The following is a 12,877-nucleotide window of genomic DNA, read 5'->3' as shown; positions in this document are numbered from 1 at the left end:
GCCATTTTTAGTCACAAAATAGGACAGTAGGAAGGCGCCTCACCACAAAAAGCGATGGGGCGCCTTCTGGAGAATAGCGATATTGCGAGGCGATCGGCTAGACCGCGACGATGTTTACGAGTCTGCTAGGAACGACGATGACCTTTTTGATCTCCTTGCCGGCAATCTGGTCAGCAACGGCCTCCTTTGCCGCCCGCTCAAGCTCTTCCTTTGATGCCTCAGCAGACACGACGATGCGGGCACGCACCTTGCCCTTGATCTGGACGGCGATCTCGACCGTGTCGCTCTTCGCCTGCGAGGTGTCAAACGTGGGCCAGGGCTCGTTGTAGACCGAGCCATCGCAGCCGAGCGCCGCATGGAACAGCTCCTCGGCCCAGTGGGGGCAGATGGGTGCAAGCATAGCGACGATGTCATGGGCGACGCGGTAGCACACGGCGGCGTCGCGCTTCTCGGTGGGAACGTCAAGCACGTACTTGGAAGCGGCGTTGACGAGCTCCATGACGGCCGAGATGGCGGTGTTAAACTGGCAACGGTCAAAGTCGTTGGTACACCTCAGACCCATCTCATGGAGGACTCGATTGAGCTCCTTGCTCTGGGAGTCGAGGGACGACAGGTCGAGCTTGGATTCCTTGTCGCCAGACTTGGCGAGTGCCCAGACGATGCGCCACGCGCGCTTGAGGAAGCGGTTGGCACCCGCAACGGCGTCGGGGTCCCAGTCGAAGTCCTTCTCGGGAGGAGCGACGAAGAGGATGGTGAGGCGCATGGTGTCCGCGCCGTAGGGCTCGATGACGCTCGAGGGGGGAACGACGTTGCCCTTGGACTTGGACATGACGTCGCCATGCTCGTCCTTAACCATGCCCTGGCAGAGCAGGTTGGTGAACGGCTCGTCCACGTCGATCATGCCGAGGTCGCGCATGACCTTGGTCCAGAAGCGCGAGTACAGAAGGTGGAGGATCGCGTGCTCGATGCCGCCGACATAGTTGTCAACGGGCATCCAGCGGTTGACCGCATCCCTAGAGAAGGGAGCCTTGTCGTTGTGGGGATCGGTGTAGCGCATGTAATACCAGCTAGAGCAGGTGAAGGTGTCCATGGTATCGGTGATGCGCTTCGCGGGCTTGCCGCACTTGGGGCAGACGGTCTCGTAGAACGGAGCGTACTCCGCGAGGGTCTCCCCCGCACCCAGGTCAAGGTTGTCGGGCAACATGACGGGCAGGTCGGACTCTGGGACAGGGACGTCACCGCAGTCGTCGCAGTGAATCATGGGGATAGGGTTGCCCCAGTAGCGCTGGCGGGAGATGAGCCAGTCGCGCAGACGGAACTGGATGGTCTCGCGGCCGCAGCCGTTGTCGGATAGCCACTTGATGATGGCGTCGACAGCCTCAGAGTGCTTGCCGCCCTTGAGGCCGGTGAACTCGCCAGACTGGACGAGGATGCCCTCGGCAGCCATGGCGTGGTCCCAGTCGACTGAGCGCACGCGAAGCTCCTTCTCGTCCTTGAGCTCCTCGTAGAGGGGGTCATCCTCCTTGCAGATGATCGGGGCGATCTCGAGGCCATACTTCTTAGCAAAGTCGAAGTCGCGCTGGTCGCCACAGGGCACGCCCATGACCGCGCCGGTACCGTAGTCCATAAGGACGTAGTCTGCTACCCAGACGGGGACCTGGCGGCCGTTGACCGGGTTGATAACGTAGCGACCAGTGAAGACACCGTGCTTCTCGCGATCCGAACCCTGGCGGTCAACGCTCGAGACCTTCTCGGTGGCAGCCTTGAGCTCGAGGTAAGCCTGCTCGTACTCAGTGCCGCTCACGAGCTCGTGGGCGAACTCGGACTCGGGAGGCAGCACCATAAACGAGACGCCGAAGATGGTGTCGGCCCTCGTGGTGAAGACGGTGACCTTGCGGTCAGTCGGGGTCACGCCATCCTCGGCGGCAAGTGTGAAGTCGATCTCGGCACCCTCGGAGCGACCAATCCAATTACGCTGCTGCGCCTTGACGTTCTCGGGCCAGCCGCCAAGCTTGTCAAGGTCGTCCAGGAGCTCCTGGGCGTAGTCGGTGATCTTGAAATACCACTGCGAGAGGTTGCGCTTCTCGGGGACGGATCCGCAACGCCAGCACTTGCCGTCAACGACCTGTTCGTTTGCAAGAACCGTCTGACACGTCGGGCACCAGTTGACGGGAGATGTGTCTCGGTATGCCAGTCCCTTCTCCCACATCTTGATGAACATCCACTGGCCCCACTTGTAGTACTCGGGGTCGCAGGTGTTGAACATACGGTCGTAGTCATACGAGAAGCCCATGCGCTTCATGGTCTCGACGGCCTGCGAGATGTTCTGGTGAGTCCACTTCGACGCCTGCGTGTTGTGCTTGATGGCAGCGTTCTCGGCGGGAAGGCCGAATGCGTCGAAGCCCATGGGGTGAAGGACATCGAAGCCGCGCATGCGTGCCTGGCGGGCCATCGCGTCGCCGATGGTGTAGTTGCGGGCGTGGCCCATGTGGAGGTCGCCTGAGGGATACGGGAACATCTCGAGGACGTACTTCTTGGGCTTGGAGGGATCCTCGTCAGTCTTGTAGAGGTCGTCGCGTTCCCACGCGGCCTGCCACTTCTTCTCGATTGCCTGAGCGTCGTAGGACGGATAGTCCTGCTCGCGCTCGGCGTCATTGTTGTCAGTCACGTAGCTACCTTTCTAACCTAGTCTGCCACCGCGCCCCATTATACGGGGAAAGCGGTGGCAGACCACGAACCGTCTGATACTCGAAACTAGCCCGGTCCTACGGAACCGGGCGGAGTGCGCTAAGAGCGGAACCCGTCAGACTGGGAGTCCTTAAGGATAACGTCATGTGCGCCGCCCTCGACGAGGGAGGTGGAGGAGACGAGCGTGATCTTTGCCTTGTCCCGTAGCTCGGCTAGGTTTAGCGCACCGCAGTTGCACATTGTCGAGCGAACCTTAGTAAGCGAGTTGTCGACATTGTCCTTGAGGGGGCCAGCGTAGGGAACGTAGGAATCGACGCCCTCGACGAAGGAGAGCTTCTTGGATCCGCCAAGGTCGTAGCGAGCCCAGTTACGCGCACGGGCAGAGCCCTCGCCCCAGTACTCCTTGACATAGGAGCCGTTGACGTTGAGGCGCCGCGTGGGAGACTCGTCAAAGCGGGCGAAGTAGCGGCCGAGCATGAGGAAGTCGGCGCCCATGGCGAGAGCAAGCGTCATGTGGTAGTCGTAGACGATGCCACCGTCGGAGCAAACCGGGACGTAGATGCCCGTCTCCTCGAAATACTCGTCACGCGCACGGCAAACGTCGATAAGTGCGGAAGCCTGCCCACGGCCGATGCCCTTCTGCTCACGAGTGATGCAGATGGAACCGCCGCCGATGCCGACCTTGACGAAGTCGGCACCGGCCTCGGCGAGGAAGCGGAAGCCGTCTGCGTCGACGACGTTACCCGCACCAACCTTGACGGAGTCGCCGTAGTGCTCGCGAATCCAATCAAGGGTAAGCTTCTGCCACTCGGAATAGCCCTCGGAGGAGTCGATGCAAAGAACATCAGCGCCAGCCTCGACCAGCAGGGGGACACGCTCGGCATAGTCACGCGTGTTGATGCCCGCACCGACGATGTAGCGCTTGTGCTCGTCCAGGAGCTCCTCGGGACGGGACTTGTGCGAGTCGTAGTCCTTGCGGAACACGAGGGAAGAGAGGTTGCCCTCGCCGTCGACAATCGGCAGAGTGTTGATCTTGTGCTCCCAGATGATGTCATTGCAGACCTTGAGCGAAGTGCTCAGGTCAGCGGTGACGCACTCGGAAGCAGGGGTCATGAACTCGGAGACCTTCTTGCTGCGATCGTCTCGGGAGACGCGGTAGTCACGAGAGGTGACGATGCCGCAGAACTTGCCGTGGGCGGTACCGTCCTCGGTGACGGGCATGGTGGTGTGACCGGTCATCTCGCGAAGGTCGAGAACGTCCTGAAGGGTCATGTCGGGAGTGAGGGTCGAGTCTGAGACGACGAAGCCAGCCTTGTATGTCTTGACCTCACGAATCATCGCAGCCTCGTTCTCAGGCGTCTGAGAGCCGTAGATGAACGAAATGCCACCCTCCTGCGCAAGCGCGATGGCCAAGCGCGGGCCAGAGACAGCCTGCATGATGGCGGAGACCATCGGGATATTCATTTTGATAGCAGACTCTTCGCCGCGCTTGAACTTCACCAAAGGGGTCTCGAGGGACACGTTGGCCGGTATGTTCTCATGAGAGGAATATCCAGGGACTAGTAGGTACTCGGAGAAAGTGTGCGACTCCCCCTCGAAGAACGTTGCCATGCATGTCTCCTTTCGACTTGGACCTTGGCGCTATTTCAGTCCGTTAGCAGATAAATTGCAGGAAAGTATAGCGCTGATACGTTACGAAAATGCTACTTTGAGCCCTCGCCCATAACCTCATCAAAGTTAACCGCGATGTCGTGCTTCGTAGGAACCCACTCGACCTTCTTGAACAGCGCGGCAACAGTGATGGGAATATAGGACATCATGAAAATCGGGAACGTGAAACAGTTGGAGACGATGCGCCATTTCTTATTCGTGTGAATATGCTTGCGCTCGGAGACCGTGGTCAGAACGCCAAGGACGAAGAAGACAAGGTACATCGAGGCGAACGTCATCACCAGCGATCCCACACACATGGTGAGCTCTGCCTGCGTCGCGATGAAACCGTGACTCAGGGTGCCAATTATTAGATAGGCGGCGTTGATGAAGAACGAGAGCAGCGTAAGGATCATGCCCGGCGCGACCGTCATGAGCATGTCATAGGACGCGAAGGAGTGATCCACGAATACGCCGTGCAGGAAGTTCTTGTTATACGAGAAGAACACCTGGTAGAACCCCTTGGTCCAGCGCATCCTCTGGGTCCACGAGGCCTTGAACGTAAGCGGCTGCTCGTCGAAGAACTCCGCGGGCGCGTACCCAATCTGGATACCGTGCGTGTTGCAGAAGGTCGTGAACTGGATGTCCTCGGTAAGGGTATGGAAGTTCCAACCGTGCATGCCGCGAATGATGGCCGAGGAAACCATCCATCCGGAACCCGAGATGGCGCAACTTGTACCAAGCATCATGCGGGCGTTGTTGAGGAACTTCGCCTCGCGCAGGAACCAGAGGGCATAGGCCGAACTAATCCAGCTGGAGTCAAAGTTCTTCGAGTTGCGGTAGCTCGTGCAGACAAGGTAGCCGGCATCGAAGGCATCGTTCATGATGTCGACGTAGTTGGGCGCGATGATGTTGTCGGCATCCATGACGAAGAACGCCTCGTACTTGTCGCCCGTCTCGTTGAGAATGCGGTCGAACGCAAAGTCGAGAACCCAGCTCTTGCCCTTGCGGACAAGATCGTTGCGCTCCCAGGTGATGGCGCCTGCCTTGCGGGCCTCCTCGGCCGTCGAGTCAGTGCAGGCGTCCGCAACGACGTAACAGTCGATCCGTCCGTCGTACTCCTGCCCGAGGATAGAGCGCACAAGGTTGCCGATAACAGGCTCCTCGTTGTGCGCGGCAATTACGAAGGCGTAGGTGTGCTTCTTCTTCGCCTTGGGAAGCATGACGTCTCCCTTGGCGATGACCCTGACGATATACACAATCTGATAGAAGTAAGCCAGAGTGAAGAACAGCCACACCACCAGGTTGAAGATGACGATGGGCGTTAGGCCAAGCCTGCTGATTTCCACGAGAACAACCTCTCTGTTCCGTTATTTACGAAAGGTCACCAAGGCCGAGCTTCGGGCAAATTTCCTCGCCCGCCGCAGTACGACCCATTGAGGTTCCTTTAAGGGATTCTAGTACAGCAAGAAGATCTTTCGGCAGACGATCGGTTCGCTCGATCGCCTCTCCCGTAATGGGATGGTCAAAGGCAATGCTCCACGAGTGGAGGAACTGCCTCCTAAGACCCCTGTTCGCACGGTCATCCCCCCTGCCGTAGAGCGGGTCGCCGACGCAAGGGTGCCCGACGTGGCGCATATGGACCCTAATCTGATGTGTTCTGCCCGTGTAGAGATGACACTCAAGAAGGGTGTACCCGTCGTCGAAGCGCCCGGCCTCAAAGCGTTCAAGTGTCCTGAAGGTCGTGATTGACTCGCGGGCGCCGGGCGCATCCGAAACGGCCATCCTAAGGCGATCCCTCGTCGAGCGCGCGATGCCCGTCGTGATGTTCCCTTCGTCAAGGGCAACGTAGCCGTGGACGAGTGTCACGTATCGTCTGTCAAGAACGCGAAGGCGAATAAGGTCCTGCAGGTCTTTCTGGACCTCGTCGTCCTTGGCGGCGACCATGAGCCCAGAGGTGTCCATGTCGAGCCTGTGCACGATGCCAGGGCGGTCGTCACCCTGGAGCATGCCAAGATGCCCATAGCCGCAGTGCGCGACCAGGGCGTTCGCGAGGGTGTCGTTCACGTGGCCTGGACTGGGGTGGCAGACGAGACCAGCCTGCTTGCTCAACACGATGAGCCTCTCGTCCTCAAACCTTATATCGAGTGGAATGTCAGGGTTCGGCGAGAGCGGCCCCTGCGGCTCCGGAACGTCGACCTGCACGCAGATTCGATCGCCAAGACAGACGGCCTCGCTCTTCGACGTGGCTTCAGTCGAGTTGATGGTAACGGCTCCGCTCTCGACGAGGCGCGCACAGGCGCTGCGCGAGGGACAGCCTTCGACCTGGGCAAGAAACACGTCCAGGCGCATCCCGTCGCCAGAAGGCCCGACGAGTGCATTAACTACCTTGATTGCCATCAAACTCCTCTCATGCGACAAGAGGGACGCCGTCGCGCAAGCGCGAGGGCGTCCCATGGAAGCCATTGGTCGCTTGTCAGGACTCGCCGCTAGCTCTCGGTGCGCGACTCCCAGACGTAGTAGCCGACAAGCGATACGGCGACACCACACGTAACCATAATGTCAGCCACGTTGAAGACCGGGAAGCTCACGAACGTAGTGCAGAGAAAATCCGTCACCGAGCCCGCAATCACACGGTCGACCATGTTTCCCACGCCACCGGAGGCAACGAGACCGATAGACACCGCAAGCTGCATGGGAATCCGCTTGCGCCAGACGAACATGAGAGAAGCGACAAGAACGACGGCCGCTATCACCACGAAGGCTACGCCGGCACCGGCGCCCATGCCAAAGGCGGCGCCGGTGTTCTCGACGTGACGCAGCTCAATCACACCTGGCACGAAGGGCGCGCTCTCCCCAACGGAAAGCGTCGCGCGGATGGCAGCCTTGACCACCTGGTCAACGATGACACCCAGAACAACGATGATCCAAAAGGCCATGACGCGCTGACCGCGCGTCGACCTAAGTGTGCGTGAGCCCAAGAAATCACTACTCCCCTGCCGGCAGAGCGGAGACAACCGCAGAGCACCTCTCGCAGAGCCCATCCTCGCCAAGCTCCCTCCAGTTCCAGCAGCGCGGGCACTTCTCGCCATTGGCGGGAAGCACCTCGCAGGAGAGCTCGTCTCCCTCGTGCAGGCAGACGTCGGAGCAGACGAAGGCCTCGGCAAGGCCGTCGCGGCCAAGGGAGCCGAGAAGGGCGTACTCGTCGGGCCCGACGGTCAGCTCGGCACGCGTGGCCTGGGTCGTCTTCTCGGTGACGGTACCGTTAGTCGTGGCCTCCTCGTAGGACTTGGTGAAAGCGGCGCGAGCGTCGACGAGTGCTTTGTACGCAGGAAGGTACTTCGCGTAGACCTCAGACGAGACGGGGTTCTCATACCAGTCAAGAAGGGCGGCGTACTTCTGGCCGTCACGCATGGACTCGGGCAGGAACTCCATGATCTCGTCGGTGGTGTAGGCGAGGATGGGCTGAAGGTCGTGGACGAGCATCGTCAGAATGTGGGCCCAGACGGTCTGCGCAGAGAGGCGCTCGCGGCTGCCCTTGCCGCCGCAGTAGGTGCGGTCCTTCGTCGCGTTGAGGTAACCGTTGGAGAGCTCGGTGACGTAGTCGTAGAGCGTGCGATACACGACGTTGAAGCGGTACTCGGGGTAGGCCTTGGAGACCTGGTCGTGAACCTCGCACATGTGGGCAAGAGTCACCTTGTCGAATTCCTCGAGCTCTTCGAAGGGAAGGCCGTCGACGGAGGGATCAAACTGACCCTCGAGCTCGCCAAGCAGGAAGCGCAGCGTGTTGCGGATCTTGCGGTAGGCATCGCCGACGTGGCTCAGGATGGTGTCGTCGCACGGGACGTCAACGGAGGTGTCGACCGAAGAGAGCCACAGACGAAGCACGTCAGCGCCCTGGTTGTCGCAGACCTTGTTTGGGTCGATGACGTTGCCCAGCGACTTGGACATCTTGCGGCCCTGGCCGTCGAGGGTGAAGCCCTGCGAGATAACGGCTTTGTAGGGAGCCATGTCATAGGCGCCCACCGAGGTCATGAGGGAACTCATGAACCAGCCTCGATGCTGGTCTGAGCCCTCGAGGTACACGTCAGCGGGGAACTTCAGATTGTCGCGGTGCTTGCAGACAGCAGTGTGCGAGACACCGGAGTCCCACCAGACGTCGAGGATGTCCTTGTTCGCCTTGAGGTTGTGGCTGCCGCACTTCTCGCAGACGCAGGCGTCGCCCAGATAATCCTTGGGGTCATCGGTGAACCATGCGTCAGAGCCCTTCTCGCGGAAGAGCTCTATGACCTTGTCGAGCGTGGCGTCGTTCATGACGACCTCGCCGCAGTCCTGACAGGTGAAGGCGGGAATAGGGACTCCCCAGTTGCGCTGGCGGCTGATGCACCAGTCCGGACGGCCCTCGACCATAGAGCCAATGCGCTTGACCGCGTGCGTCGGGTAGAACTTGACCTTGGAGATCTCCTCGAGGGCGTCCTTGCGCAGGCCGGTCTTATCCATAGAGACGAACCACTGGCTGGTGGCGCGGAAGATGACGGGGCGCTTGCAACGCCAGCAGTGGGGGTAACTGTGGTTGATGTCCTCGTGCAGGATGAGCGTGCCGCGCTCGTCGAGCCACTCGATAATCTTGGGGTTGGCCTCGTTGACGTCCATGCCAGACCACGGGCCGCCGGTGCCGATGCCATCGCCCTTGTAGAAGCAGCCGTTGTCGTCGACGGGCATGATGATGGGGATGTTGAAGCGCATGCCAGCGTTGTAGTCGTCAACGCCGTGGCCAGGCGCGGTGTGGACGATGCCCGTGCCGTCGTCGAGCGTGACATAGTCGGCGTAGATGAACTCGCCCTCCTCGCCCTGGTCAGCGAAGATGGGCTGCTTGTACTTGTTGTGGGCGAGCTCGGTGCCCGTCATGCTCCATACGTTGCCATCGGCGTCGGTCGCAAGTTTATACGACTCGTAGCCGAACTTGGCGCAGTCCTTCTCGACGAGGGCGCGCGCCATGATCTCGGCGCGACCATCGACGAGAACGGCAACGTAGTCAGCCTCGGGATGAAGGATGACGGCGTCGTCAGCGGGAAGGGTCCAGGGGGTCGTGGTCCAGATGTCGACCCAAAGCCTGCCTTCGTAGGCCTCGAGGCCGGCAGGAACCGTCGTCATCTCGAAGCGCACGAAGATGGCGGGTGAGACCTCATCGCCGTACTCAATCTCGGCCTCCGCCAGGGCGGTGTGGCAGTGGGGGCACCAGTGAACCGGCTTGCGCCCACGATAGATGGCCCCCTTGTCAAAGATGGCCTTGAAGATCTCGACGTCAGTGGCGTCGTAGTCGTGAACGTATGTCAGGTAGGGATTGTCCCACTCGGCAAGGACACCGAGGCGTTTGAAGCCCTGACGCTGGGTGTCGACCTGCTCGACGGCCATCTTGCGGCAGAGCTCGCGAATCTTCTCGGTGGGAAGCTGGTTGAACTTGGCGGTGCCCAGCATCTCCTCGACCTTGTGCTCGATGGGCTGGCCGTGGCAGTCCCATCCGGGGACATAGGGAGTCTGGTAGCCGCGCATCGACCAGTAGCGGTTGATGATGTCCTTCGAGATCTTATTCTGAGCGTGGCCGAGGTGAATAGGTCCGTTGGCATACGGAGGGCCATCGTGGAGCACGAACTTTTCGTGCCCCTCGTTCTTCTTCATGAGCTGGCCGTAGACGTCGTTCTCGTCCCAGTCCTTAAGCCGCTCGGGCTCGTGCTGGGCGAGACCAGCCCTCATCGAGAACCTGGTCTTGGGCAGGTTCATCGTCTTCTTGTACTGATTTGCCACCTTTCACACCTTTCCCGTACCGAGCGCAATAAAAAAGAGCACTCGTCCCTCAGGCTGGGACGAAGCGCTCCCGAAAGTCACTTCGCTTGTAACCACCCAGCGAGCGGAAATCCGCCTTACTCGGCTGACCTGTATCGGCGGCCACTCCGGCGACGTCTACTCGCGTCGTGAACCAACGCTTTCGGGCCGCAGCTCCGGGGTGATGTTCACTTGGACCGTCGGCGGAGCTCTCACCACTCCCCCGCTCGCTTTGCGACGGCAACCCAGGCTAATGTCCCCATCAATGCTTCGGAAGCATTCTAGCACGACGCTTGGCCGAAGGCGCGAATCCCGAATTTACCTTTAATAGTTGTGTCGGGTGCGTGAAAGGCACGCGGATGGGTATCTATGTAGCCAAAGCGAAGGCAACTAACAGACCCTGTAAGGAGCAAAGCCCGATGCAGATGGACGACAAGAAGAAGCGACAGTCGATGATCCTCTACCTGATCGTCGCAGTCGTCGCCGCGATTGTGCTGAGGTCAGTGCTGTACCCAAGCATCACTCAGCCCCAGATAAAGGAGGTGAGCTACAGCGAGTTCCTTGGAATGGTGGACGACGGCAAGGTCAGCCAGGTCCAGCTCGACACCGGCAAGAGCATCATCCGCTTCACGACCGGCGAGGGCGACGACAAGCAGACCTACCAGACCAACCAGTTCCCCAATGACGACTCCCTGGTCAAGAGGCTTGAGAAGAAGAACGTGGACTTCTCGGCCCAAATCCCGGACGAGTCCTCGAACATGTGGATCTACCTGCTCGCAAGCTATGGCCTTCCGATTCTGCTAATCCTGGGCGGCGGATATCTGCTCAACCGCCAGCTTCGAAAGCAGATGGGTGAGGACGGTCCCTCCATGAACTTCGGAAGCGGCTTCGGCATGGGTGGAGGACTCGGTCGCTCGAACGTCAAGGAGGTCAAGGGTCGAGAGACCGGCGTCACGTTCAAGGACGTCGCCGGACAGGACGAGGCAAAGGAATCCCTGGCCGAGATCGTCAACTTCCTCGAGCACCCCGAGAAGTACTCCGCGATCGGCGCCCGATGCCCAAGGGGCGCCCTGCTCGTGGGCCCTCCGGGAACCGGCAAGACGCTGCTCGCCAAGGCGGTCGCCGGCGAGGCCAATGTACCCTTCTTCCAGATATCCGGCTCAGAGTTCGTCGAGATGTTCGTCGGCCGCGGCGCCGCCAAGGTCCGCGACCTCTTCAAGCAGGCGAACGAGAAGGCCCCCTGCATCGTGTTCATCGACGAGATCGACACCATCGGCAAGAAGCGAGATGTCTCGCTCAACACCAACGACGAGCGCGAGCAGACGCTCAACCAGCTCCTCACCGAGATGGACGGCTTCGACAACCACAAGGGCATCGTCGTCCTCGGAGCCACGAACAGGCCGGACTCGCTTGACCCCGCGCTGCTGCGCCCCGGCCGATTCGACCGCCGCGTGCCCGTCGAGCTCCCCGACTTGACGGGTCGCGAGGCCATCCTCAAGCTCCACGGCAACGACGTGAAGATAGAGCCCGGCGTGGACTTCGGCGCGATCGCACGCCAGACGCCAGGCGCATCGGGAGCCGATCTGGCGAACATGATCAACGAAGCCGCACTAAGGGCCGTCAGGATGGGACGCGACAGGGTCACGCAGGAAGACATCACCGAGTCGGTCGACGTGGTCATCGCGGGTGCGAAGAAGAAGTCGACGGTTCTGTCGGAGCACGAGAAGGAGGTGGTGTCCTACCACGAGACCGGCCACGCCATCGTCGCTGCCGTGCAGAACGGGAAGCGCCCCGTCTCGAAGATCACGATCGTCCCGCGAACCTCGGGCGCACTGGGCTTCACGATGCAGACGGAGGAGGACGAGCACTACCTGACGACGCGCGAGGAGTACAAGCAGCGCATCGCCGTGATCTGCGGCGGCCGCGCAGCAGAGGAGCTCATCTTCGGCCAGATGACCTCGGGGGCTGCCAACGACATCGAGAAGGCCACGAAGATCGCGAGGGCCATGGTCACGCAGCTCGGAATGTCCGACAGGTTCGGCATGATGGCACTCGGCGAGACCAGGAACAGGTACCTCGGCGGAGGCACCGAACTCACATGCTCCGACGAGACGGCGACAGCCGTCGACGCCGAGGTCAGCGCCTTGGTCGAGGAGGGTCACCAGACGGCTCTCAGAACGCTCAAGGAGAACCGCTTCAAGCTGCACGAGATCGCACACTACCTCCAGAAGAAGGAGACCATCACCGGCGAGGAGTTCATGAACATCCTCAACCGGGACGACGGCTTCGCCCCCAAGTACCCCGACGAGGCAACGGAGTAGCACGAGAGACAACGTGCGAGAGAAAGGCGGCCCGCCCGGAGCGCATTGAACCGCCTCCCTTTTCTTGGACATGAGAAAAGGGAGGCTTCTTTCATGACCCGAAGAACTTTGTACGACGCCGCCACGAGGTCGAAAGCCACCGAGCTCTACGACGCGGGGAACGGTGTCAAAGCCATCTCCAGCCTGATCGGTGTTCCCTACGAGGCCGTGAGAAAATGGATCGACACGTACAGATCCGTCGGCATCGAGGGGCTGACAGACATGGGAAAGAAATACGCCGTCTACTCATATGAGACCAAGGTCGCCGCCGCGCGCGCCGTCGTCGACGAGGGCATGACGAAGCCCGAGGCCATGGAGAGGTTCGGCATAGCCTCGACGACCCCGTTGAAGGACTG

General features: G+C 60.5%; 8 protein-coding genes. 2 read left to right on the top strand and 6 right to left on the bottom strand.

The window, feature by feature from the left end; translation table 11 throughout:
* Positions 1-97 precede the first annotated feature (97 nt).
* From leuS to ileS, 6 genes are all read right to left on the bottom strand, one after another.
* A complete protein-coding gene (gene leuS, locus B5D13_RS06875; RefSeq protein ID WP_078687589.1) occupies positions 98-2,668 on the bottom strand; it encodes a leucine--tRNA ligase in 2,571 nt (856 codons plus the stop codon).
* 119 nt (positions 2,669-2,787) lie between these two features.
* Positions 2,788-4,299: an IMP dehydrogenase gene (locus tag B5D13_RS06870; RefSeq protein ID WP_078687588.1), complete on the bottom strand. Its 1,512-nt coding sequence runs from the start codon at positions 4,297-4,299 to the stop codon at positions 2,788-2,790.
* Between the two features lie 92 nt (positions 4,300-4,391).
* On the bottom strand, positions 4,392-5,687 hold the full coding sequence (locus B5D13_RS06865; protein WP_078687587.1) for a glycosyltransferase family 2 protein: 1,296 nt from the start codon (positions 5,685-5,687) through the stop codon (positions 4,392-4,394).
* Positions 5,688-5,712: 25 nt separating this feature from the next.
* Complete coding sequence (locus tag B5D13_RS06860; RefSeq protein ID WP_078687586.1) at positions 5,713-6,738, bottom strand: RluA family pseudouridine synthase; 1,026 nt, start codon at positions 6,736-6,738, stop codon at positions 5,713-5,715.
* An 89-nt stretch (positions 6,739-6,827) separates the two neighbouring features.
* Complete coding sequence (lspA, locus tag B5D13_RS06855) at positions 6,828-7,319, bottom strand: signal peptidase II (protein WP_234970758.1); 492 nt, start codon at positions 7,317-7,319, stop codon at positions 6,828-6,830.
* 7 nt (positions 7,320-7,326) lie between these two features.
* The gene (ileS, locus tag B5D13_RS06850) at positions 7,327-10,143 is read right to left on the bottom strand and encodes an isoleucine--tRNA ligase (protein ID WP_078687584.1); all 2,817 of its coding nucleotides are present in this window, start codon (positions 10,141-10,143) and stop codon (positions 7,327-7,329) included.
* A gap of 437 nt (positions 10,144-10,580) precedes the next feature.
* On the opposite strand from ileS, the gene ftsH reads away from it, so the two are divergent.
* The gene (gene ftsH, locus B5D13_RS06845; RefSeq protein ID WP_078687583.1) at positions 10,581-12,482 is read left to right on the top strand and encodes an ATP-dependent zinc metalloprotease FtsH; all 1,902 of its coding nucleotides are present in this window, start codon (positions 10,581-10,583) and stop codon (positions 12,480-12,482) included.
* Positions 12,483-12,575: 93 nt separating this feature from the next.
* A partial coding sequence (locus B5D13_RS06840; RefSeq protein WP_143327762.1) for a helix-turn-helix domain-containing protein occupies positions 12,576-12,877 on the top strand: 302 nt, incomplete at its 3' end.

Origin of the sequence: Olsenella sp. KH1P3 (genome assembly GCF_900167315.1) — a bacterium.
Lineage (GTDB): Bacteria > Actinomycetota > Coriobacteriia > Coriobacteriales > Atopobiaceae > Olsenella_J > Olsenella_J umbonata_A.
Note: the sequence above shows the minus strand (reverse complement) of the source record. Positions and strands in the feature narration are given on the sequence as shown.

What these genes read in the sequence shown, in the direction of transcription:
- ftsH (WP_078687583.1), top strand. Translation starts at nt 10,581, where the DNA reads ATGCAGATGGACGACAAGAAGAAGCGACAGTCGATGATCCTCTACCTG.
- B5D13_RS06870 (WP_078687588.1), bottom strand. Translation starts at nt 4,299, where the DNA reads ATGGCAACGTTCTTCGAGGGGGAGTCGCACACTTTCTCCGAGTACCTA.
- B5D13_RS06860 (WP_078687586.1), bottom strand. Translation starts at nt 6,738, where the DNA reads ATGGCAATCAAGGTAGTTAATGCACTCGTCGGGCCTTCTGGCGACGGG.